Source organism: Ramlibacter sp. WS9 (assembly GCF_003797765.1).
In the GTDB taxonomy this organism is placed as follows: domain Bacteria; phylum Pseudomonadota; class Gammaproteobacteria; order Burkholderiales; family Burkholderiaceae_C; genus Ramlibacter.
Map to the genome: position 1 here is coordinate 1 of NZ_RKMB01000048.1, position 23455 is coordinate 23455.

Sequence of the window (23455 nt, forward strand, 5' to 3'; positions counted from 1 at the left end):
CTCCCGTCCCGCCCAGGGATGCCACCCGTTCGCGGACATCGATGCCGTTCCACTTCTCCGCGAGTTCCGGCGCGATGCCGAGCAGTTCGTTCCAGCCGCCGAGCGACAGGGGCGCCGCGACGCCGATGCCGCTCAGGCGGTCGCGCAGCGCCGGCTTGAGCGTCTTGCGCAATTGCCGCAGACGCGTGTCGATCTCGCCGAACAGCGTGTCGGGATCGGGAAACGCGTAGGCGAGCGACAGGCTTTCGCGCACCTGGCCGTTGAAGTCCACCAGCAGCATGTCCATGCTGCGCCGGCCGATCTTCACGCCGATCGAGAATGCGCCGTCGGGGTTGAGGGCCATTGGCACCGACGGCTGTCCCACTTTGCCGCGCACCGGCGTCAGCTTGTGGACCAACCCATCGGCCTCCAGCCGGCCGATGATGAGTTGCACCGTCTGCGCGGTGAGCTGCGTCAGGCGCGCGATCTCGGCCTTGGGGCAGCTGCCTTGCAGGCGGATCGCCTGCAGCACCACGCGTTCGTTGAATTGCCGCATCCCCACCTGGTTGGAACCGCGCGGACGCAGCCGTGCCTCGGGCTGGGTGTCTTGCGGCTGGTCGTCCATCACTTGCGTAGCTCCTCGGCGATCACGCCCTTCTTGAGCACGAAGTTGGCCCAGGCCTGAAGTTCGCCGGTCTGCACGATCGCATAGGCGCGGCCCACGCGATCATAGAAGGCGAAGCGCTCCAGGGCCTCGCACTGCTCGCTGCCAGCGCTGCCGCTCGCACCCATGTCGGAGATGACCTCGCGCTGCAATTCGGAACGGTAGCCGGCCGGTGTGTCGCCGACCTGCATGTAAGCGACCGGCTGCGCGACGAAATCATCCAGCGGAAACACCGACAGCACCGCGGCGCAGGCCTGGCGCATGCCGATGCCGGGCAGGCGCAGCACTGTCTTGCCGCGGCCCAGCGATCCGGCGGTGAAGTTGGCGTCGGCCAGCACGATCTCGTCGCCGTGGCCCATCTCGCAGAGCAACTTGAGCAGGTCGGGCGACAGCAGCGGGTCGATGCCCTTCAGCATGTTCGCCCTTTCAATGCGCCAGGCATTCGGAGGGAATGCTCTCAGGAGGCATCGCGCCGGTCATCACGGCGACGGTGTCGCTCATGCTGATCTTCCGGGGGTTCAGCACCGCGGCGCGTTTACCCAGGCGTGCCACGTGGATGCGGTCGGCTACCTCGAAAACATGCGGCATGTTGTGCGAGATCAGCACCACGGGTAGCCCCCGGTCGCGCACGCGCCGGATCAGGTCCAGCACCATGTTGCCTTCCTTCACGCCGAGCGCGGCCGTCGGCTCGTCCATGATCACCACGTGCTGCGCGAACGCCGCCGCGCGGCCCACGGCGACGCACTGGCGTTGCCCGCCCGACAAAGTTTCCACCGGCTGCGTCATCGAACGGATGCCGACCTTCAACTCCTGCATGCGGGCGATGCTCTCCTCGAGCATCTTCTTCTTGTCCAGCATGCGCAGCACGCTGCCCAGGAAGCCGGGCCGGCGCAGTTCGCGGCCGAGGAACAGGTTCTCGGCGATGCTCATCGCCGGAGCGACCGCCAGATCCTGGTACACCGTCTCGATGCCGGCGCGGCGCGCATCGATCGGGCTCCTGAAGTGGACCGGCTTGCCGTCCAGCAGCAGCTCGCCCGCATCGGGGATGGTGGCTCCGGACAACGCCTTGATCAGCGAGGATTTTCCGGCGCCGTTGTCACCGATCACCGCGAGGATTTCGCCGGCGCGCAGTTCGAAGTCGGCGCCATCCAGCGCCGTGACCTGGCCATAGCGCTTGACCAGCCCTTTGGCCTGCATCACGAGCTTAGGGTTCGCGCCCATCAGCGGCCTCCCTTGCGCGAAAGTTGGTCGATGGCCACGGCCACGATCACCAGGATGCCGGTGATCAGGACTTGGTAGACCGAGGGTGTTCCCATCAGCGTGAGGCCGTTGCGCAGCACGCCGACGATGACGGCGCCGATCAGCGTGCCCACGATCAATCCGCGGCCGCCGAACAGGCTGGTGCCGCCCAGCACCACTGCGGTGATGGCGTCGAGGTTCTCCGTCTGGCCGGCATTCGGGTCACCGACGCCGGTGCGGGCCACCGACAGAAGCGCGGCGATGCCGTAGAACACCCCGGCCATCACATAGACGCCGAGCAGCACGCGCTCGGTGGCGATCCCGGTGAGCCGTGTCGCCTCGGGGCTGTTGCCCACTGCGTAGACGTGGCGGCCGGCAGCGGTTTCACGCAGCCAGAACCAGACGCCGAGATACATCGCCAGCATCAGCACCACGCCGTATGCCACCGACGTGCCGCCCAGCCTGAAGGTGCCACCCAGCCAGGTCATCATGGGCGGCAGGTCGGTCACCGTTTGCGCGTTGGAGTACAGCTGCGTGATGGCGAATGCGATGTTGAGCGTGCCCAGCGTGACGATGAAAGGCGGCAGCTTGATCTTGGTGACCAGCAAGCCGTTGGCGAGGCCGAACAGCGCCGTCACACCGATGCCACACAGGATGGCCAGCGGCGCGGGCAGGCCCATTTCGACTGCCAGCTTGGTCATCACGATGCCGCCCAGCGCCATGACCATGCCGCACGACAGGTCGATGCCCGCGGTGAGGATGATGAGGGTCTGGCCGATGGCGATGACACCCACCACCATGACCTGCTGCAGCACCAGCGAGAAGTTCTCGCCGGTCAGGAACCGGTCGCTCTGGGTGGCGAAGAACGCGCACGCGAGCAACAAGGCCAGGAAGGGGCCGAGCGTTCCGATGGGCGGAAGGTTCGCCTTCCACGATCGCGGCGGCAGCTTAGCAGCGGCCGGCGTGCCGCTCACTTCTTGCCCCAGCACAGGTCGGTGCCGGTCTTCACGTCCTTGCTGTCGACGCCGGCCAGCGGCTTGGCCGCGATCAGCGTCACGCCCGTGTCGGTGTAGCCGCTGACCTTGGTGCCGTTCTTGGCGTAGGCGACGCCGGCCTCGACGCCCATGGACGCCATCTTCAACGGGTATTGCTGCGACGTGGCGGCAATGACGCCCGCGCCGACGTTCTTCACGCCTTCACAGCCGCCGTCCACGGAGACGATGACCACGTTCTTTTCCTTGCCGGCCGACTTGAGGGCCGTGAAGGCACCGGCGGCGGCGGGTTCGTTGATCGTGTAGACGAGGTTGATGTCGGGGTTCTTCTGCAGGCAGTTCTCCATCGCGGTCTGTCCCTTGGCCCGGTCGCCGAAGCTGTCGGCCATGCAGACCACTTCGGCGGCTTTGCCGAGTTCGTTGCTCTTGGCGTCGGGTGCGGCCAGGCCGAACCCCTTCAGAAAGCCGTTGTGGCGCTGCGCGCCCACCGGGTGGCCGGGAAACAGGTCGAGCATGGCGATCTTGGCCGGCTTGCCTGCGAGCGCCGCCTTGGCGTATTGGCCGATCAGCACGCCGGCCTTGTAGTTGTCGGTGGCGAACAGCGCGTCGGTGGCGTCGGCCGGGTCGGTCGGGCTGTCCAGCGCGATCACCATCACGCCCTTGGCCTGCGCCTTCTTGATGGCCGGGATGATGGCCTTGCTGTCGCTGGGCGTGATGAGGATGGTCTTGGCACCCGCGGCCATCATGTTTTCGATGGCGGTGACCTGGCCCGCGTTGTCCCCGTCGGTCTTGCCGGCGCCGGACAGGAGCTTCGCGCCACTTGCCTTGGCGGCTTCGGCTGCGCCTTCCTTCATCTTGACGAAGAACGGGTTGGTTTCGGTTTTGGTGATGAGGCCGATGACGGGCGGGTCGGCTGCCATGGCAGCGCCGGCACTGGCGAGCAGGGCGGCGAGGACGGCGGTGTGCTTGAGTTGCATGGAGTCTCCTGTACGGGTTGAACGGCAAGGCGTCGTTGAAATCACGGGTCCGGGCGCTGTCGCTTCGAACTGACGCAAGTGTGGGCGAGTAGAATTAATAAATCAAGGCGATGTATTAATGGAAAACCCGAATGTGCAGTAAAAATTTGCGCGCCATGCTGCGCCTCATCGATTCCCACCGGAGTGGCCATGTTCGTTGTCTGTGGTGAGGCCCTGATGGACGTGTTTGCCGCCGGCGATACCCCGGCCGGCATGACGCTGGACGCGCGCGTGGGCGGCTCGCCGTTCAATACGGCGGTGGGCCTGGCGCGGCTGGGGCAACCGGTCGCGTTTTTCTCGGCTGTATCACGCGGCTTTCTCGGCGAACGCCTGGTGCGCGCGCTGCAGGCAGAGGGCGTGGATACCTCGGCCGTGCAGCGCAACGACGCGCCCACCACGCTCAGCCTCGTCGGGCTGGATGCCAACCTCGTGCCTTCGTATTCCTTCTACGGCGCAGGGTGCGCCGACAGGCAGCTCACGGCGCAAGCGCTGGCGTCCTTGCCGCAAGGGGTGCGTGCCATCCAGCTCGGGTCCTATGCCACCGTCGTGGAGCCCATTGCCTCGACGCTGCGGGCGCTGGTCGAGAGAGAACATGAACGCTCACTCATCGCGTACGACCCGAACATCCGGTTGAATGTCGAGCCCACTTTGGCGCGCTGGCGTGACATGTTGGAATGGATGCTGCCGCGCACCCATCTGCTGAAGATCAGCGAGGAAGACTTGCAACTTCTGTTGCCCGGCACCGCCTGCGGCACGTTCGCGGCCCATGCGCTGGAGCGTGGCGTGCGGTTGGTGGTGATCACCCGGGGTGCTGAAGGGTCGGCGGCCTGGACTCGGCAGGCGCACGTCTCGATGCCGTCCATGCATGTCGAGGTCATCGACACCGTGGGTGCCGGTGACACGTTCCAGGCAGCGATGCTGACCTGGCTGGCGGAGCAGGGTCGCCTATCGGTCCAGGCGCTGGGCGTGCTGACCACCGCGAAGTTGCAGTCGGCGCTGGGTTTCGCCGCCCGTGCAGCCGCCATCACCTGCTCGCGGCGTGGCGCTGATATGCCCCGGCGCGGCGAACTCGGGGATCACTAAGAGACGCCACTTGCGCGGCGGTCCCCGGAGAGCGCGTAGTCGAGCGCCCGTGCCCGGCCCCAGAACACGCGGTACATGAACACCGTGTACACGATGATCGCCGGCAGCGTGATCGCCACCCCGACGAAGATGAACAGCAGCGATTTGGTGGCGCTCGCGGCCTGCCATACCGTCAGCTTGTCGATCACGATGTAGGGGTAGAGGCTGTAGGCGAGACCAAGGAAGGCCAGCACGAAGATCAGCACCGTGGCGGCGAAGACGACCCAGCCATAGCCGGCCGCCACGACACGAGGCTTGCCCGTGACGTGCAGGATGGCGTAGAAGGCCACGGCGCATGCCACCGGGATCGGCAGCAGCCCGATGAACTGCGGCATCGCGAACCAGCGCTCCAGCACGGTGTGGCTCACCATCGGCGAGGCGAGCGAAATGGCGACCAGCGCCGCGCCCATCGGCCACAGCACCAGCCGCGCCCAATGAACGGCCTTCAACTGCAGGTTGTCGCCGGTCTTCATGATCAGCCAACCGGCGCCGAGCAACGCATAGCCCGTGGGCAGCGTCAATGCGATGCACAGGCTGAACAGCGACGACTGCCAGCCGTGGTCGAAGCCGGTGAGGTAGCTGCCCAGCATCCAGCCTTGCGCCATCGCCGTCACGAGCGAGCCGAGCGCGAACAGGCGGTTCCACATGGTCTTGTGCTCGGCGCGCGCCTTGACGCGGAAATCGAACGACACGCCGCGCAGGATGAGGCCGATGAGCATCAAGGCGACGGGGAGGTACAAGGCGGACAGCACGATGCCGTGCGCCGCCGGGAAGGCGATCAGCAAAATGCCGATGCCCAGCACGAGCCAGGTTTCGTTGGCGTCCCAGAACGGCCCGATGCTGGACACCATCACGTCCTTCTCGTCGTCGGTTGCAAACGGCAGCAGGATGCCCACGCCCAGGTCGTAGCCGTCCAGCACGACGTAGGCCAGCAGAGCCAGCCCCATCACCGCCATGAAGAACAGCGGCAGCATCTCGTTCCAGGTGAAGTTCATGGCGTGCTCCTTGCGTTCAGGCGGGGCCGCGGATGGGCGTTGCGGCTTTGGGGCTCTGCGGGGTATCTGGCGTCGGCTTGGCGGGATGCTCCGCCATGTACATCAACACGAACACGTACGAGGCGAGCAGGAAGGCGTAAACGGTGAGGTAGGCGATGAGTGTCGACAGCACCATGCCCGGCGGATGGTCGGCGACGAGATCGGCGGTGCGCAAGAGCCCGTACACCAGGAAGGGCTGGCGGCCGATCTCGGTGACGAACCAGCCCGCCAGCGTGGAGACCCATCCGGAGAACGTCATCGCGGCCAACAGGCGCAGTTGCCAGGTGGAAAGGGACGCACGGCGCCACAGCGTCAGTGCGCACCACCACGACACGAGCAACATCAGCACGCCCACCCCGACCATCACGCGGAAGCTCCAGAACACCGGCGCGACTGGCGGGTGCGCATTCGGGAATTCGTTCAGGCCCTTGATCTCGGCTTCGCTGTCGTGCGCGAGGATCAGGCTGCCCAGCTTGGGTAACTTGATCGCGTAATCCGTGCGGCGTTCCTTCTCGTTGGGCCAGCCGAAGAGAGTGAGCGGAGCGCCTTTCTCGGTGTGCCAGATGCCTTCGAGCGCGGCGATCTTCGCGGGCTGATGCTTCAGCGTGTTGAGCCCGTGCATGTCGCCGGCCAGGATCTGCAGCGGGATGACGACGGCCGCCGCAACAACCGCCGCGTGCAGCGCGCGGCGCGTGCCGCCGTTGGCCGTGTTGCGCAGCAACTGGAAGGCCGACAGGCCCGCGATGAGGAACGACGCCGTGAGCGCCGAGGCGAGCAGCTTGTGCACGAGCCGGTACGGGAACGACGGGTTGAAGATCACCTCGAGCCAGCTCGTCGCGTGGAACTGGCCGTCGATGATCTCGTAGCCCGCGGGCGTCTGCATCCAGGAGTTGAGGCTCAGGATCCAGAACGCCGACAGCGTCGTGCCCGCGGCCACCATCAGCGTGGCGAAGAAGTGGACTCGGTCGGACACGCGCCCGCGCCCGAACAGCATCACCCCTAGGAAGGTCGCTTCGAGGAAGAAGGCCGTGAGCACCTCGTAGCCCAGCAGCGGCCCGGCGATGTTGCCCGCCTTCTGCATGAAGCCCGGCCAGTTGGTGCCGAACTGGAAGCTCATGGTGATGCCCGTAACCACGCCCAGCGCGAAAGTGAGCGCGAAAATCTTGGTCCACAGGTAATAGGCCTCTTCCCAATCCTGCGCGGCGGGGGTGCCCTTGGCCGCGCCGTGGCGCAGGCGGAAGTAGACCAGGAACCAGCACAGCGCGATGTTGATAGTCGGGAACAGGATGTGGAACGCGATGTTCGCCGCGAACTGGATGCGCGAGAGGATGAGGGCGTCCATGTCAGTTCCTCTTGGTGGCTGCGGCGGGCGACTTGCCCGTCATGCGGTCCTTCAGCTCCAGCACCTTGGTGACGGTGGCGCCCATACCCATGAGCTGCATCGCAGTCTCCGGCGCGAGCTTGCCCACGTCGTCGAACCACGTCATCAAGCGGTCGATCAGCTCGTGCATCTGGCGCATGCGCTCCTGCGCATGGCGATCGGCTTCGCTGGTCGGTTCCTCGAGCAGCGCCATGCGCAGCATTGACAGCGTGGGCTCGACCTCGCGCCGGCGCCTTTCCTCGGCGAGCACACGGAAGATCTCCCACACGTCCGATGGCGCTTCGAAATACTCGCGCCGGTCGCCCGGCAAATGCCGCAGGCGCACCAGGCGCCAGGCCTGCAGTTCCTTCAGTCCCATGCTGACGTTGGATCGCGAAAACTCAAGCGCCTCCGCGATCTCGTCGGCATTGAGCGCGCGCTGCGAAATGAAGATCAGCGCATATATCTGGCCGACGGTGCGGTTGATGCCCCAGCGGCTGCCCATTTCGCCGAAGTGCGCGACGAACTGGCTGGACAGCGGGGGCAGGTGCTGTTGCAAGGGCATGCCGCGATTATGGCGTGACCTTCCTGAGTTTTCAGGAATTACTGAAAACTCAACAATGCGGGAAGGGTATTGATTGGCGTAGAGCGCTCTAGGCCGCTACGGCTTCGGCCAACGCCTCTTCCAACCCAGCGAGCAACTCGCCGAGGCGCTGGTCAAAAGACTGCAGAGGTTCGTCGACCTCCGCGCGCGTGCGCTTCTGGCGGATGGCCAGCTCCACAGCCTCAGCGTGCTTGGGGATGTGGACCGCGCCGATGTTGCCCGCGACGCCTTTCGCGGTATGTGCGATGCGTTCCGCCGTCGCCCAGTCGCCGCTGTCGAGCGCAGCCCGCAACTCGGCGATGCAGGTGCGCTGGCCATCGACATAGCGCCTGAGCATGGCGAGGTAGAGACTGCGCTTTCCCATCATGCGGCGCATGCCGACGACGGCGTCTAGGCCGGGGACGCAGGCCAGTGGGTCGGCGTCCGCGCCGGCGGTTTGCGCGGCAGGCGCAGGTTCCGCAGCCGCCTGCGCCGCTGCGGCCGGCTGGGCCGCCTGCGCGGCCTTGATCCACTTGAGCAACACGGCGCACAGCTCGGTCGGGTCGATCGGCTTGGTGACGAAGTCATTCATGCCGGCCTTGAGGCAGCGCTCGCGGTCGCGTTGCATCGCATTGGCGGTCATCGCGACGATCGGCAGGGCGGCGAACTGCGGGAGTTTGCGGATTTCAAGTGTGGCGGTCACGCCGTCCATCACCGGCATCTGCATGTCCATCAGCACCAGGTCGTAGGAGTGACGCTGCACCATGTCGAGGGCGACCTGGCCGTTGTCGGCCACTTCCACCACGAAGCCCGCGTCGCTCAGAATTTCGCTGGCCACGAGCTGGTTGATGTCGTTGTCTTCCACCAGCAGGATGCGCGCACCCTTCACGCTCGCGAGCCGGTCGTCCAAGCCGGCGGCCGTGGGGCTGCCCAACTGCCGCGCCTCCGGGGCGTGGCCCCTGAGCGCGCCGACGGTCGTGTCGAACAGCATCGACGGATTGATCGGTTTGATGAGCACGTTCTCGATTCCCACGGTCTCCGCGTGCTTGATCACTTCTTCGCGGCCGTGCGCTGTTGCCATGACGATGAAGGGCGGCTGCGGAATGTCCAGGGTCTTCAGGCGCCGGGCGGTTTCGATGCCGTCCATCTCGGGCATGCGCCAGTCCAGGTAGACGATGTCGAACGGCGTGCCCTTGAGCGCGGCCTCGCGCACGGCCTCCAGGGCGGCCCGGCCCGATGCTGCTTCCACCACCGTGAAAGTCATGCCCTGCAGCATGTCGGCAAGGACCGCGCGTGCGCTGTCGCTGTCATCGACCACCAGCGCGCGGCGGTTGCGCAGGTCAGGCACGGGCACGAGCTCGCGGACGCGTGCCTGGCCGATGCCCACGCGCACGGTGAACCAGAACGTGCTGCCGTTCCCGCGGCTGCTTTGCACCCCGACTTCGCCGCCCATCAGCTGGGCCAGGTTCTTCGAGATCGCCAGGCCCAGGCCCGTGCCGCCGTACTTGCGGGTGGTCGATGTGTCGGCTTGCTGGAAGCTCTGGAACAGGCGGCTTTGCTGTTCTTCGGTGAGGCCGATGCCGGTGTCGGTGACGGAGAAGTGAAGCAGGACGCCCTGCGCGTTGCGTTCCTGCACCCGCGCGGCAATCACGACCTCGCCCTTCTCGGTGTACTTGACGGCATTGTTGGCGTAGTTGATGAGGATCTGGCCCATGCGCAGCGAGTCGCCCACCAGGCGGCGCGGCACGTCGGGGCTGATGTCGAAGACGAGCTCCAGGCCCTTGGCGGCGCTCTTCTCGCCGATCAGGTTGGCCACGTTCTCCATCAGGGTCTCGAGCTCGAAGTCGGCCTGTTCGATGGTGAGCTTGCCCGCTTCGACCTTGGAGAAGTCGAGGATGTCGTTGATGATGCCCAGCAGGTGCTGGCCCGAGGCCTGCACCTTGCCGATGTAGTCGCGCTGGCGCGGCGTCAAGTCCGTCTTGAGGGCGAGGTGCGACATGCCGATGATCGCGTTCATCGGCGTGCGGATCTCATGGCTCATGTTGGCCAGGAAGTCTGTCTTCATGCGCGTGGCTTCCTCCGCCAGTTCCTTGGCCTGGCGGATCTCCTGCTCCGCCTGCTTGCGCTCGGTCACGTCGCGGCCGATCGCCAGGATGCCTGCGACAGCGCCGGCGTGGTCGCGCAGCGGGCTGCGCACGATCTCCTGGAGGCGCTTGGCGCCGTCGGGGTAGGTCACCCACTCCTCCGAGCTGTCCTTTTGCATGGTTGCCATGATCATGGCTTCCCGCGCGTCGATCTCGGCTGCACGGTCGCCGTCGAACAGCTGGTGCGCGGTGCATCCGACGATCTCGGATTCGGGGCGTCCGGTGATCGCGGTGTAGGCTTCGTTGCAGCCCAGGTACACGCCGTGCGTGTCCTTGTAGACGACCATGTCCGGAATCGAGTTGATGACCCCGCGCGTGAGCGCCTGCTGGCGCTTGTTTTCACGCTCGGCGGCCTTCTGCAGGGTCACGTCCTTGAAGCTGATGATGTAGATGGTGCGCCCGATGTCCTCGGTGCGCGAGACCGTGGCGGCCACGTCGCGCAGGCCAGCGCCCTTGCCGCTGTAGCGGGTGCTGAAGTTGACCGGGTGGGAGGTGGACTCCAGCTTGGCATCCAGCTTCGCCGCGCTTTCGTCGGAAAAATACACATCGAGGTCGTCGATTCGCAGGGCCTGCAGCTCTTCGCGCGAATAGGCGAGCAGCTCGCAGGCTGCCGGGTTGGCGTACGTGATGCTGCGGCTTGCCCGGTCGACCCAGACCATGGGCCCGGAGCTTTCGACCACCACCTGGTTGAACTGCATCTTCTGCTCGAGGCGCGCGCGCTCGGTCATGTCGCGGCCGATCGCCAGGATGCCCAGCACTTTGCCGTCCTGGTCGCGCAGCGGGCTGCGCACGGTCTCCAGCAGCCGTTCCGTCCCGTCGGGGTAGGCCACCCATTCCTCGAGCATGGCGGATTGAAGGGAGCGAAGGACTTCTTCGTCGCGCGCCCGGATGATCGCGGCCCGCTGCGGCGGGAACACCTCTTCGGCGGTGTGGCCGATGAGGTCCGTGTCAGGCCGTCCGCGCAGATGGGAAAAGGCATCGTTGCAACCGAGGAACACGCCGTTCGGGTCGCGGTAGGAGATGACGTCCGGAATGGAATTGATCAGCGCGCTCATCAGCGCCTGCTGGCGCTGACGCTCGCGGGAGGCGTTCTTCTGTTCGGTGATGTCCTTGAAGCTGACGATGCAGATCTCGCGGTCGCCATGGTCCGTGAGCGAAGCCGTCGCATCGATGTTGCGCAGCTCGCCGTCCTTGCGGCGGTAGTGCGACCGGAAGCCGAACGGCTTGCCGGTTTCGCGCAAGATGTCCTCCAGGGGCTTGAACGCCTCGACCGAGTAGCCGGCATCCACCTCGCCGATGGGCAGCCCGATGACTTCGTCCACCCCGTATCCCAGCACTTCGCAGGCCGCGCGGTTGGCGTAGGTGATGTGGCGCGCCTCGTAGTCGACCCACATCATCGGGCCCGAGCTCTCGACCACCATGTGGTTGAACATCATCTTCTGCTCGAACTGCACGCGCTGGGTGATGTCGCGGAACACGACCACGCGCCCCACGCTCTTGCCGTGCACCAGCTGGGGCCGGGCGTGCCGTTCGAAGATGCGGCCGTCCTTCAGCTCGACCACGCTGAAGTTTTCGGCGTCCGGATCGAACCCGCTGGTTTCTTCCTCCAGTTCCGCGGGGTGCTTCGCTTGCGCGCACTGCAACGCCAGCAGTTCCTGCTGGCCCATGCCCGAGAGCATGTCTTCCGGGATGCGCCACATGGTGACGAAGGCGGTGTTGTAGAAGAGGGCGTTGTCGGCGAACTGGAACGCCATGATGCCGTCGTCGGCGGAGTCCAGTGTCGCGAACAACAGGGACGTGGTCGACTCGCTCTGCGCGAGCTTCTCGCCGAGCCGTTCGGCCTGGCGGCGCACGATGCGCAGTTCCTCGCGCAGGGAGTCGATGTCCGGCAGTGCGCCGTCGCCGATCCGGGGCTCGGCCACCGCCGGCAGGGCTTCGAGGTCGAGGTCGAGATCCACGTCAGCCTTTCAATGAAGCCGGTCCGCCATTTCACGCAGCTCGACAGCCGCGGCCGCACGCTCGGCGGAGGGCAGGCGGTCCAGGTCGATCAGCACGCGCATGCCCAGGCGTTCCCACTGGAAGACCTTGCGCGCTGCGGACTCGCGCCTGGCTTCTTCGCGAACCGAATAAACCGCGAGCGGCTCCGCGAATCCCTTGGCCATCAGCGGCTCGAGTTCGTCGGCCACGATCTCGTCGCGCACCAGGCCGTAGGTCTCCTTCGAGATCACGATGCCGCCCGGGTCCGCGGACTGTTCCAGGCGGGCCGCGAGATTCACCTCGGAGCCGATGATGGTGTAGTCCATGCGCAGGTCGCTGCCGAAGTTGCCGACGTCGCAATAGCCGGTGTTGATGCCCATGCGCACCTGGAAGGTTTTGTCCGACCCCATTTCGCGCCAGAGGATCTGCAGCTCGGACATGCGCCGCTGCATGGCCAGGGCCATCTTCACGCAGCGCAGGGCGTCTTCCTTCACGCCGTATGTGTCCGGGTCGCCGAAGAAGATCACCATGGCGTCGCCGATGAACTTGTCCAGCGTGCCGCCGTATTCCAGCGCGATCTTCGACATCTCCGAGAAGTAGCTGTTGAGCAGGAAGGTGATGTCCTCGGGCTGCCACTTGGAGGTGGAGGCCGTGAAGTCCTTGATGTCCGAGAAGAAGACCGTGAGCTTCTTGCGCTGCGTGCGGATTTCCGCGTCGCGCGAGCCGTCGAACAGCGACTTGTAGACCTGCGGCGCGAGGTAGCGTCCGAGTTTTTCGGACAGGGCCTGCAGGCGGCGCGCGTTGCCGCTCCGCTCCAGGTGGGCGTGCACGCGGGCCAGCACCACCGGCGGGCTGATCGGCTTGGTTATGTAGTCGACAGCGCCCAGGTCCAGTCCGAACTGCTCTTCTTCGATGCTCGTGAGCGCCGTGAGGAAGATCACCGGGATCGCGGCCGTAACGGGGTTCTGCCGCAGGCGCCGCATGACTTCGTAGCCGTCCATCTCCGGCATCATGATGTCGAGCAGGATGAGTTCGGGCGGCGTGGCCGACTGCGCCATCTCCAGCGCCTGGACGCCGCTTTCAGCCGTGGCGACGTCGTAGGTGTCCTCGAGCAAGGCGCTCATCAGGTACAGGTTGTCGGGGGTGTCGTCCACCACGAGAATCCTGGCCTTGGGGGTGCCTGCGGGCTTGCTGGTAATCATTGCGCTGCCTTTCTGGTTTCACCGCTTCGAACCTCTTGCGGCGACATATGGATGAGACCATCCGACGCGTTCGGACCCCTACGAAAAAACCTCGGGACGGCTAGGCAATTTGCCGTGCGCCAAAAGTGTTAAGTACCGTTTGTGGTGCATGTGGCGCTTGCGTTTAAAGGCCTGACGGCCGATACTGTATAAATGAACAGTATCGAGTCAGAACCCGCCCCGGACGAAATCCGCATCCCGCTGGAGGCCATCAAAGGGCGCGGCGCGGCCACCTGGCTGCCGAACCGGTTCGAGCGCGATGCACGCCAGGCGTTCGATGACGGTTGGGAGACGCAGGGCGAGCGCGAGGCTGAAACGGGTGAGCCTCTGCGGACCGAGGTGATCTGGGAAGACGCCCGCACCATCATCAGCAGCAACGATTCGCCCGACGTGTACTTCGACCGCTCGATCAACCCGTACCGAGGCTGCGAGCACGGTTGTGTCTACTGCCTGGACGGCGAAACGCTGATCCTGATGGCCGACGGGACCACCAAGGCGCTCGGCGACCTGCGGGTTGGGGACTCGATAGTCGGCACGCGACGCGAGGGCCACTACCGTCGCTACGTGCAGACAGCAGTGTTGGCGCACTGGAAAACGCGCAAACCTTCCTTCCGTATTCAGCTCGCGGACGGCACTTCGCTGACGGCGAGTGGCGACCACCGCTTCCTGACGGAGCGCGGCTGGAAGTTCGTCACTCGTGCCGAACCGGGATCGCAGCGGCCGTACCTGACGACGGCAAATTCGTTGATGGGTTTCGGGAAAATCACTCCGGCTGCTGACTTCGAGCGGGGTCCCGACTATCGCCGCGGCTATCTTTGCGGCGTGATCCGGGGGGATGGGCATCTGAAAAGCTATCGGTATGAACGCGCCGGCCGCGCCAGTGGCGACCAGCACAGGTTCCGGCTCGCCATGACGGATGGAGCTGCGCTTGATCGAACTGCAAAATTCCTTGGCGACTTCGGGATAGCAACCCAGCGCTTTTTGTTCCAGGCCGAAACCGAGACGCTTCAGCGTATCGAGGCGATCCGGACCAGCGCCCGTCAGGCGATTGAAGCGATTTCGCACCTCATTCAATGGCCGGACAGACACGAAGGCGACTGGTCACGCGGTTTTCTCGCGGGCATCTTCGATTCTGAGGGCAGCTACAGTTCCGGCACCGTCAGAATCGCGAACTCCGACGACCAGGTCATCGGCGTCACCCACTCGATTCTTCGCGCGTTCGGGTTCGACGTCGTCACGGAAGTCAGCTCGCAGATCAGGGAAAAGCGCATGAAGTACGTCCGGGTGCGGGGCGGGTTGCGAGAACACCTCCGCTTCTTCCGCACATGTGACCCTGCCATCGCCCGCAAGCGCGACATCTCGGGGCAAGCTGTCAAATCGGGCGCCGGCCTTGACGTCGTTGCGATCGATCCACTGGATGCGAAACGCGACCTGTTCGACATCACGACGGGCACAGGTGATTTCATCGCAAACGGAGTTATCAGCCACAACTGCTATGCCCGCCCTACGCACAGCTACCTCAACCTCTCACCCGGCCTCGACTTCGAGACGAAGATCATCGCCAAGCGAAACATCGCGCAGGTCTTGCGTGCGGAGCTCTCTCGTCGCAGCTACGAGCCGAAGCTGATCGCGATCGGCACTGCCACCGACTGCTACCAGCCGGTGGAGCGGGAACTGCGCCTCACGCGAGCGGTGATCGAGCTGTTCCACGAAACGCGGCACGCGTTCGGCCTGGTGACCAAGTCGAGCGGGGTCGAACGCGACCTGGACCTGATCGCGCCCATGGCGGCCCAGGGCCTCACGGCCATCAACGTCACCATCACCACGCTGGACGCCGAGCTCACCCGCAAGCTCGAACCGCGCGCCGCTGCGCCGCACCGGCGGTTGCGCATCCTGCGCACGCTGGCGGAGAACGGCATTCCCTGCGGCGTGAGCCTGGCGCCGCAAATTCCCTTTCTCACCGACGACATGGAGCAGGTGCTCGAAGCGGCCTGGGACGCGGGTGCGCGCAGCGCGTTTTATCACGTGATCCGCCTGCCTTGGGAGGTGAGCCCGCTCTTCCGCCAATGGCTCGAAGTGCACTACCCACAGCGAGCCGATCGCGTCATGGCGCGCATCCATGACATGCGCGGTGGCAAGGATTACGACAGCAATTTCGCCACGCGGATGAAAGGCAGCGGCCCCTGGGCGCAACTGATCGCGCAGCGGTTCGAGAAAGCGGCGCGCCGGATCGGATTCAACCGCGAGAGGGTCGTGCTCGACCAGACTGCGTTCCGCCGGCCCGGTGCGCCGGGGCAGGGCGCTTTGTTCTAGCGGATCAAACGAGTCCGCGAAGCAACAGGAGGGCGCTCGCTGCCAGGAAGCAGGCCGCGACCAGCATGCCCCTCAAGTTGACCGACATCTGGGCCGGGCCGGCGAGCCTTCGCACTTGCGTGTTCCACATCCACATCGTGGGGACGACGGCCAACACGACCAAGAGCAGAGAGACTTGCCATCGCAGCAGACTGGCCCAAGGAGGGATCATCAGCGTGGACAGGCGCATCTCGGAAAATGGCCCGTCCAGCGGGAGCGATTGGCCCCAGATTGCGCACGCCGAAAGCGCGGCCAGAAAAAGGGTCAACGTCGCGGCGGGCTTGAGCGTGGCGCGCCACCCGAGCAGGCTCAGGACGAAGCCGCAGGCAGACGCAACAAGAACGCCGAGCGCGAAGGCATGCGCAACATCCGCTTGCCCGCGGAAGCTACGCCAGAGCGCCACGTTGCAGGCAAAGCCCGCCCACAGGCTCACGGCAAGGATGATCCAGCCCGGGTGCTTGGTCCCCTGCCGGGTTTCACCGGGCGCGAGGATCGAGGCATAACCGGTCGAACGGAAGAGCTTCAGCGACATGGGCGCATTCTGCCTTCAACGGCCGATGCGTCCATGCGTATCGACACTCAGGCGCTGAAAAAGCCCTTCAGCTTGTCCGCCCAGCCCTCTTCGGTGGGCGAGTGCTTGGCACCGCCTTTCTTGAGCGACTCGTCGAGGTCCTTCAGCAGCTTGCGCTGGTGCTCGGTGAGCTTGACCGGCGTCTCTATCGCTACGTGGCAGTACAGGTCGCCGGGGTAGCTGGAACGCACGCCCTTGATGCCCTTGCCGCGCAGGCGGAACTGCTTGCCGGCCTGTGTGCCTTCGGGGATATCGATGGCGGCCTTGCCGGCCAGCGTCGGCACTTCGATTTCGCCGCCGAGCGCCGCGCGCGTGAAGCTGATCGGCACGACGCAATGCAGGTCATCGCCGTCGCGCTCGAAGATGTCGTGCTTCTTCAGGCGGATCTCGATGTACAGGTCGCCGGGCGGCCCGCCGTTGGTGCCAGGCTCGCCGTTGCCGGCGCTGCGGATGCGCATGCCGTCGTCGATGCCGGCGGGGATCTTCACTTCCAGCGTCTTCTGCTTCTTGACCTTGCCTTGCCCATGGCACGTGGTGCAGGGCTCGGGGATGATCTTGCCCGTGCCGCGGCAATGCGGGCAGGTCTGCTGCACCGAGAAGAAGCCCTGGCGCATCTGCACCACGCCCTGCCCGTGGCAGGTGGAGCATTGTTTGGCCTGTGTGCCGGGTTTGGCGCCGCTGCCGTGGCAGGTCTCGCACGAATCCCACGACGGGATGCGGATCTGCGCTTCCTTGCCTTCGGCCGCCTCTTCGAGCGTGACTTCCATCGCGTACGACAGGTCGCTGCCGCGATACACCTGGCGCCCGCCGCCACGAGCGCCGCCACCGCCGCGCTGCTGGCCGAAGATGTCGCCGAAGATATCGCCGAACGCCTCGGCGAACCCGCCGAACCCTTCCGCGCCGGCACCGCCGCCGCGCATGTTCGGGTCCACGCCCGCGTGGCCGTACTGGTCGTAGGCCGCGCGCTTGTCGGCGGCCGACAGCATCTCGTAGGCTTCCTTGGCCTCCTTGAACTTGGCTTCCGCACCCTTGTCTTCCGCGTTGCGGTCAGGGTGGAACTTCATCGCGAGCTTGCGATAAGCCTTTTTGATTTCTTCGTCGGAGGCGTTCTTGGGAACGCCGAGGACTTCGTAATAGTCTCGTTTTGTGGCCATGTTCTTCACGAGTTAACGCAAAACGCCGCGTTGACGTTCCCCGTGGGGTAACCGTCGAACGCGGCGACTTGATCCGGCGCTACGCGTCCGGAATCAAGATCACTTCTTAACTTCTTTCACTTCGGCATCAACCACATTGTCGTCGGCCGGCTTCGCCGACGCTTCCTGCGCGCCGCCGGCCGCGCCGCCCGCGGCGGCCTGGGCCGCCTGCTGCGCCTGCATGTCGGCGTACATCTTCTCGCCCAGCTTCTGGCTGACCGACATCAGAGTGCTGGTCTTTTCATCGATGGCCGTCTTGTCTTCGCCCTTGAGCGCTTCCTCGACGTCCTTCAAGGCGGCTTCGATCTTTTCCTTCTCGCCGGCATCGAGCTTGTCGCCGTACTCGGACAGGCTCTTCTTGACGCTGTGCACGAGCGCTTCGCCCTGGTTGCGGGCTTGCACGATCTCGAGCTTCTTCTTGTCTTCTTCGGCGTTGAGCTCGGCGTCCTTCACCATCTTCTGGATCTCTTCTTCCGAGATGCCGGAGTTGGCCTTGATGGTGATCTTGTTTTCCTTGCCGGTGGCCTTGTCTTTCGCGCCCACGTGCAGGATACCGTTCGCGTCGATGTCGAAGCTCACCTCGATCTGGGGCAGGCCGCGCGGGGAGGGCGGGATGCCTTCCAGGTTGAACTCGCCCAAGAGCTTGTTGCCGGTGGCCATCTCGCGTTCGCCCTGGTAGACCTTGATCGTCACGGCCGGCTGGTTGTCGTCGGCGGTGGAGAAGGTCTGCGCGAACTTGGTCGGGATGGTCGTGTTCTTCGTGATCATCTTGGTCATCACGCCGCCCAGGGTCTCGATGCCCAGCGACAGCGGCGTCACGTCCAGCAGCAGCACGTCCTTCCGGTCGCCGCCCAGCACCTGGCCTTGAATGGCGGCGCCCACGGCCACGGCTTCGTCGGGGTTCACGTCCTTGCGCGCTTCCTTGCCGAAGAGCTCCTTGACCTTTTCCTGCACCTTGGGCATGCGGGTCTGGCCGCCGACGAGGATCACGTCATGGATGTCGGCGATGGAGATGCCGGCGTCCTTGATGGCGGTGCGGCAGGGCGCGACGGTGCGTTCGATCAGTTCCTCGACCAGGCTTTCCAGCTTGGCGCGGGTGAGCTTGATGTTCAGGTGGCGCGGGCCGTTGGCGTCCGCCGTGATGTAAGGCAGGTTGATGTCGGTCTGCGAGTTGCTCGACAGCTCGATCTTGGCCTTTTCGGCGGCTTCCTTCAGGCGCTGCAACGCGAGCACGTCCTTGGACAGGTCGACGCCCTGGTCCTTCTTGAACTCGCTGATGATGTAGTCGATGATGCGCTGGTCGAAGTCTTCGCCGCCCAGGAAGGTGTCGCCGTTGGTGGACAGCACTTCGAACTGCTTCTCGCCGTCGACGTCGGCGATCTCGATGATCGATACGTCGAACGTGCCGCCGCCCAGGTCATACACGGCGATCTTGCGGTCGCCCTTTTCCTGCTTGTCCAGGCCGAAGGCCAGGGCCGCCGCGGTGGGCTCGTTGATGATGCGCTTGACGTCGAGCCCGGCGATGCGGCCGGCGTCCTTGGTGGCTTGGCGCTGGCTGTCGTTGAAGTACGCAGGCACCGTGATCACGGCTTCCGTGACCGGCTCGCCCAGGTAGTCCTCGGCGGTCCGCTTCATCTTGCGCAGCACTTCGGCGGAGATCTGCGGAGGCGCCATCTTCTTGCCGCGCACTTCCACCCATGCGTCGCCGTTGTCGGCCTTCGCGATGGAGTAGGGCATGAGGTTGATGTCCTTCTGGACTTCCTTTTCCTCGAACTTGCGGCCGATCAGGCGCTTGACGGCGTACAGCGTGTTCTTGGCGTTGGTGACCGCCTGGCGTTTGGCCGAAGCGCCGACGAGGATCTCGCCGTCTTCCTGGTACGCCACGATGGACGGCGTGGTGCGCGCGCCTTCACTGTTCTCGATGACCTTGGGCGTGTTGCCCTCCATGATGGCGACGCACGAGTTCGTGGTGCCGAGGTCGATGCCGATGATTCTTCCCATGTTGTTTCTCCTAGCTTGCGGCCTCGCGGCCAATTCAGATTCGATGTGGGTTACTTGTGGATAAGCTGTGGTGTTTCAAGCGGTCCGGGGCGCGTTATTTGGGCGCCGCCACGGTCACCAGCGCCGGGCGCAGCACGCGGTCGGCGATGAGGTAGCCCTTCTGCAGGACGCTCACCACAGTGTTGGGTTCCTGTGGGGATTCGGGGGATTGCGGCACCACCGAAATGGCCTGGTGCTGGTGCGGATCGAACTTGGCGCCGGCCACCGGATTGATCTGGATCACCTTGTTGCGCTCGAGCGTGCTCTTGAGCTGGCGCAGCGTGGCTTCGGCGCCTTCGCGGATCTGCTCTGGCGTGGCGTCCTTGTGGGCCAAGCCCGCCTCCAGGCTGTCGGCCACGGCCAGCAGGCTCTCGGCGAAGCTTTCCACGGCGAACTTGCGGGCCTTGGACATTTCGTCCTCGGCGCGGCGGCGCGTGTTCTGGGCTTCGGCGTGGGCGCGCAACACCTGCTCGCTGAGTTCGGCGTTTTTCGCCTTCAGCGCAGCCAATTCGGCTTGCACCAGGCCCAGGTCGGCTTCGTTGGCGGCCTGGGCGGCCTCGCGCTCTTCGGGGCTTGCATCGGGAAAGGGATCGGCTGCGGTCGCGGCGGTCGCGGCGGTCGCGGCGGTCGCGTTCTGGGCCGTGTTCTTGTCGGGCATGTCGGTCTGGTTCTCGTCGGCCATGGCTCGTTGTGGAATGTGAAGTAAAGGGCTCGCGCAGCAGCTTGGGGCCCTGTGGCCCTTTTCAAGACAGGGAGATAACGATCAGCTAACTAAATTGGACGGGATGGAACTAGACGGGATCGGGCCCGTCCTGTGTGTGCGCTGCCCAACCCTCGGCCCAGCGATGCAGGGGCTTGAGGTGGCGCACGAGCTCCAGCCCCTCGCCCGTGAGCGCATAGCCGGCCGCGGTGAGCTCGACCAGGCGGGCTTCGCGAAGCTCTTTCACGCGCGAATTCATCACCGAAGGCGAAATGGCGTCCGCGCTGTCCCGAAGCAGCCGGAAGCTCTGGGCGTGGCCGTCTCGCAACTCCCATAGCAGCCGCAAACTCCCCCGACGGCCCAACAGGTCCAGCAGCGCCATCACCGGGCGGCCGGTACGCGACCCGCGAACCGGTTGTCCAGGCTGAGGCACGGTCGAACTCATGGCCGCCGATTCTAGCGGCAGGCTTTGTCGTGTTTGCGACTGACGCTACGCAAACCGTAGCGATAGAGTGGAGTTGCTACGCAATCCGTAGCGCATCACGTTGACCTGAATGGAGAACCTCATGCTTAACGCACCCCGCATTGAACCCTTGGCCCCGCCATACGCGCCCGACCTGGACGCGCTCCTCGCCCGCATGACGCCGCCCGGCGCGCCGTCCGTTTTGGCGCTCTTTCGCGTGCTGGCCCACAACCCCGAGCTGGCTTCACGCGCCACAGGGTGGGGTGGCTACCTGCTCGGCGGCAAGGCCAGCTTGCCGCTGCGTGACCGGGAAGTGGTGATCAACCGCGTTTGTGCCCGTTGCGGCGCCCAGTACGAGTGGGGCGTCCACGTCGCGGCATTCTCGGAGGCAGCAGGGTTCACCCCGACGCAGAACGCCGCGATCGCCGACGCTGAGCTGGACGACGCCGCCCTCACTGCCCGCGACCGCCTGCTGGTGCAGATGGCCGACGAGCTTCACGACACGGCCACCGTCAGCGACGCCCTATGGCCCCAGCTCGCGGCCGTGTGGAGCGCGCCGCAGCTCATCGAACTGTTGATGCTCGCGGGCTGGTATCACGCGATCAGCTACGTCTGCAATGCGGCCCGGGTACCGCTGGAGCCTTGGGCCGCGCGCTGGGAACGGTGACGGACAACGCAGCCCGTCCCCGGTAAACCGCGTTTCGTCGCATCCGGTTTGGCCCGTGCCTTGACCGGCGGCGGTGTCGGCCCTTATCGTCGCTCGATGTCCTTTGCCATCCCATCCGGCGACGGCGCCGCCACGCCGGGCGTGACCGCCGCGCCTCCGCGTCGCCGCGTCGTGCCGACCCGCCGCCAGTTGACGGTCGTCGTCATCGCCGCCCTGGTCGCTTCGGTCGTCCTCAAACCGATGTTCCACAACCCCTTCATCGAGGTGGTGGGCGAGGTGACGTTCGTGGCGCTCATGCTGCTGTTCGCCTTCACGGCGGCGGGGGCCTGGCGACAGGAAGCCGTTCCGCGTTGGGCTGTGCAAGTGCTGGCCGTCGCGGCGGCGGCAATGCTGTCGCCTTTCCTGGTGCAGATGCTCACCTTCGGCGGCGACATCTCGGCCTTCCTCGGTTCCAAGGGCCACGTGCGCGGCTACATGATGGTGATGTTCATCTCCATCTTCGTCGGTTCCCTGTTCGCGCTCGGTGCGTTGTACAGCGAGCGGGACGCGCAGATCCGCGCGCAGGCCCTGCAGTTCGCGCTGGAGCGCGAAACGCTGCAGCGCCAGGCGGCCGACGCGCGCCTGAACCTGATGACCGCGCAGATCCAGCCGCACTTCCTGCTCAACACGCTGGCCAACGTGCAGGAACTGGTGGAGAGCGGTTCGCCGCGCGCGGTGCCGGTCTTCCGCAGCCTGATCGACTACCTGCGCGCTGCCGTGCCGCACCTGCGACAAGGCGACGCGACCCTGGGCGACGAGGAGCGGCTGGTGCGTGCGTACCTCGACCTGATGCAGATGCGCATGCCCGACCGGCTGGCGTACACGGTGGACGTCGACCCGCGCCTTCGCGGCATGCGGTTCCCCGCCATGGCGCTGCTGACGCTGGTCGAGAACGCGATCCGCCACGGCATCGACCCCGGCATCGACAGTGGCCGCGTCGAGGTGGGGGCTCGCCGGCTCGATGCGGATATGGTGCACCTGTGGGTTGCGGACACCGGCGTCGGCATGTCCGAACACGCGGGTGAAGGCACGGGCCTGGCCAACCTCACCGCGCGGCTGCGCGCCTCTTTCGGCGACGATGCGCGGCTGGACCTGAGCGAGGAAATTCCCCACGGGCTGCGCGCGGACATCCGCGTGAAGGCTCCGGATGTGACCGTTCAATGACGAACGCGCTGATCGCCGACGATGAGCCCTTGCTGCGCGAGCGGCTGGCGTCGTTGCTGAAGAATCTCTGGCCCGAGTTGCTGGTGACGCAGGCGCGCAATGGCCGCGAGGCGGTGGAGCTGTTCGACCAAAACGAACCCCAAGTCGCGTTCCTCGACGTGCACATGCCGGGCATGAACGGCATCGAAGTGGCGCGTTGCATCGGCGGGCGGGCGCAAGTGGTGTTCGTCACCGCATTCGACCAGTACGCCGTCGAGGCTTTCCGCCAGGGCGCGATCGACTACCTCGTCAAGCCGATCGAGGAGCAGCGCCTGGCCGAGACGGTGCAGCGGTTGCGCGGGCGGCTGCAAGCACCGGCGCACGCACCGCAGCCCGAGTGGGAAACGACGCTGGAGCGCATGGCCCTGCAACTTCGCGACAAGCTCGCGCCGCGACCTTGGCTCAAATGGATCAAGGCCTCCGTCGGTGCGACGGTGCGCCTCATTCCGGTGGAGCAGGTGATCTACGTGAAGTCGGACAACAAGTACACGATGGTGGTGTGGGAAGGCGGCGAAGCGCTGATCCGCAAGACCATCCGCGAGTTGGCCGACGAGCTAGACCCCGAGCGCTTCGCGCAGGTACACCGCTCGGCGATCGTCTGCCTGGATCGGGTGAGCCATTTCACGCACGGGCCCGGGGATTCAGGGGAACTGCATTTGAAGGATCGCAGCGACAAGGTAACCGTCAGCCGCAGCTACCTGCACTTGTTCCAGCAAATGTGACGCCTGGGCTGTCATGCCGGATTTGATCCCATAAGCGCTAACTTAGAAGTTCACGTGCTCGTCGGCGCTGCAGGACGCGTTTGCGCGGAGGCTCGGCAAGCCGGTAGCGCAGGGCGTGCCACTGACTGATCGCGTGTGCAAGTCTCAGCGTGGG

General features: G+C 65.4%; 18 protein-coding genes and 3 pseudogenes. 6 read left to right on the forward strand and 15 right to left on the reverse strand.

What is annotated here, in order from left to right:
• The 5 genes and pseudogenes from EEB15_RS31695 to EEB15_RS31715 all read right to left on the reverse strand — a co-directional run.
• Positions 1–604: pseudogene (locus EEB15_RS31695) on the reverse strand (ROK family transcriptional regulator); the annotation flags it as partial.
• Complete coding sequence (locus EEB15_RS31700; RefSeq protein WP_141513987.1) at positions 604–1059, reverse strand: RbsD/FucU family protein; 456 nt, start codon at positions 1057–1059, stop codon at positions 604–606. The gene EEB15_RS31700 and the pseudogene EEB15_RS31695, both read right to left, overlap by 1 nt.
• A 10-nt stretch (positions 1060–1069) precedes the next feature.
• Positions 1070–1864 (reverse strand): ATP-binding cassette domain-containing protein, encoded by a 795-nt coding sequence (locus tag EEB15_RS31705; protein ID WP_141513988.1) that lies wholly within the window; start codon positions 1862–1864, stop codon positions 1070–1072.
• Complete coding sequence (locus EEB15_RS31710; protein ID WP_370284057.1) at positions 1864–2856, reverse strand: ABC transporter permease; 993 nt, start codon at positions 2854–2856, stop codon at positions 1864–1866. The genes EEB15_RS31705 and EEB15_RS31710 overlap by 1 nt, the downstream gene beginning before the upstream one ends.
• Positions 2853–3851 carry a sugar ABC transporter substrate-binding protein gene (locus EEB15_RS31715; RefSeq protein WP_141513989.1) on the reverse strand — a complete coding sequence of 333 codons (999 nt, stop codon included), beginning with the start codon at positions 3849–3851 and terminating at the stop codon, positions 2853–2855. Before EEB15_RS31715 ends, EEB15_RS31710 begins: the two co-directional genes overlap by 4 nt.
• A 189-nt stretch (positions 3852–4040) precedes the next feature.
• Between EEB15_RS31715 and EEB15_RS31720 the strand changes: the two genes are divergently transcribed.
• Positions 4041–4973, forward strand: coding sequence for a carbohydrate kinase (locus EEB15_RS31720; RefSeq protein ID WP_141513990.1), 933 nt, complete (start codon positions 4041–4043; stop codon positions 4971–4973).
• On the opposite strand, the gene EEB15_RS31725 is transcribed toward EEB15_RS31720, so the two are convergent.
• The 5 genes from EEB15_RS31725 to EEB15_RS31745 form a co-directional block, all read right to left on the reverse strand.
• Complete coding sequence (locus EEB15_RS31725) at positions 4970–6007, reverse strand: cytochrome d ubiquinol oxidase subunit II (protein ID WP_141513991.1); 1038 nt, start codon at positions 6005–6007, stop codon at positions 4970–4972. The two genes, EEB15_RS31720 and EEB15_RS31725, sit on opposite strands and share 4 nt — an antisense overlap.
• Positions 6008–6023: 16 nt before the next feature.
• On the reverse strand, positions 6024–7388 hold the full coding sequence (locus EEB15_RS31730) for a cytochrome ubiquinol oxidase subunit I (protein WP_141513992.1): 1365 nt from the start codon (positions 7386–7388) through the stop codon (positions 6024–6026).
• A gap of 1 nt (position 7389) precedes the next feature.
• Positions 7390–7971, reverse strand: a complete 582-nt coding sequence (locus tag EEB15_RS31735; RefSeq protein WP_141513993.1) for a GbsR/MarR family transcriptional regulator — start codon at positions 7969–7971, stop codon at positions 7390–7392.
• A gap of 88 nt (positions 7972–8059) precedes the next feature.
• Positions 8060–12091, reverse strand: coding sequence for a PAS domain S-box protein (locus EEB15_RS31740; protein WP_141513994.1), 4032 nt, complete (start codon positions 12089–12091; stop codon positions 8060–8062).
• A 9-nt stretch (positions 12092–12100) separates the two neighbouring features.
• On the reverse strand, positions 12101–13312 hold the full coding sequence (locus EEB15_RS31745; RefSeq protein ID WP_141513995.1) for an adenylate/guanylate cyclase domain-containing protein: 1212 nt from the start codon (positions 13310–13312) through the stop codon (positions 12101–12103).
• A 192-nt stretch (positions 13313–13504) separates the two neighbouring features.
• Between EEB15_RS31745 and EEB15_RS34375 the strand changes: the two are divergent.
• Together EEB15_RS34375 and EEB15_RS34380 are read left to right on the forward strand one after the other, a co-directional pair.
• Positions 13505–14662 (forward strand): annotated as a pseudogene (locus tag EEB15_RS34375) (LAGLIDADG family homing endonuclease); the annotation flags it as partial.
• A gap of 180 nt (positions 14663–14842) precedes the next feature.
• A pseudogene (locus EEB15_RS34380) lies at positions 14843–15664 on the forward strand (radical SAM protein); the annotation flags it as partial.
• A gap of 4 nt (positions 15665–15668) precedes the next feature.
• On the opposite strand, the gene EEB15_RS31765 reads toward EEB15_RS34380, so the two are convergent.
• From EEB15_RS31765 to EEB15_RS31785, 5 genes are all read right to left on the reverse strand, one after another.
• Positions 15669–16235: a hypothetical protein gene (locus EEB15_RS31765; protein WP_141513996.1), complete on the reverse strand. Its 567-nt coding sequence runs from the start codon at positions 16233–16235 to the stop codon at positions 15669–15671.
• Positions 16236–16282: 47 nt separating this feature from the next.
• Entirely contained in the window at positions 16283–17428 is a 1146-nt protein-coding gene (gene dnaJ / locus EEB15_RS31770; protein ID WP_141513997.1) for a molecular chaperone DnaJ, read from the reverse strand.
• Between the two features lie 99 nt (positions 17429–17527).
• Complete coding sequence (gene dnaK, locus EEB15_RS31775; RefSeq protein WP_141513998.1) at positions 17528–19468, reverse strand: molecular chaperone DnaK; 1941 nt, start codon at positions 19466–19468, stop codon at positions 17528–17530.
• Between the two features lie 94 nt (positions 19469–19562).
• Positions 19563–20189, reverse strand: coding sequence for a nucleotide exchange factor GrpE (grpE, locus tag EEB15_RS31780; RefSeq protein WP_370284060.1), 627 nt, complete (start codon positions 20187–20189; stop codon positions 19563–19565).
• 109 nt (positions 20190–20298) lie between these two features.
• Positions 20299–20652, reverse strand: a complete 354-nt coding sequence (locus tag EEB15_RS31785) for a helix-turn-helix domain-containing protein (RefSeq protein ID WP_141513999.1) — start codon at positions 20650–20652, stop codon at positions 20299–20301.
• A 121-nt stretch (positions 20653–20773) separates the two neighbouring features.
• Between EEB15_RS31785 and EEB15_RS31790 the strand changes: the two genes are divergently transcribed.
• The 3 genes from EEB15_RS31790 (at position 20774) to EEB15_RS31800 (ending at position 23301) form a co-directional block, all read left to right on the forward strand.
• On the forward strand, positions 20774–21337 hold the full coding sequence (locus EEB15_RS31790) for a carboxymuconolactone decarboxylase family protein (protein WP_233259708.1): 564 nt from the start codon (positions 20774–20776) through the stop codon (positions 21335–21337).
• 96 nt (positions 21338–21433) lie between these two features.
• Positions 21434–22540, forward strand: a complete 1107-nt coding sequence (locus tag EEB15_RS31795) for a sensor histidine kinase (RefSeq protein WP_141514001.1) — start codon at positions 21434–21436, stop codon at positions 22538–22540.
• Positions 22537–23301, forward strand: coding sequence for a LytTR family DNA-binding domain-containing protein (locus EEB15_RS31800; protein ID WP_141514002.1), 765 nt, complete (start codon positions 22537–22539; stop codon positions 23299–23301). The genes EEB15_RS31795 and EEB15_RS31800 overlap by 4 nt, the downstream gene beginning before the upstream one ends.
• Positions 23302–23455: the final 154 nt, after the last annotated feature.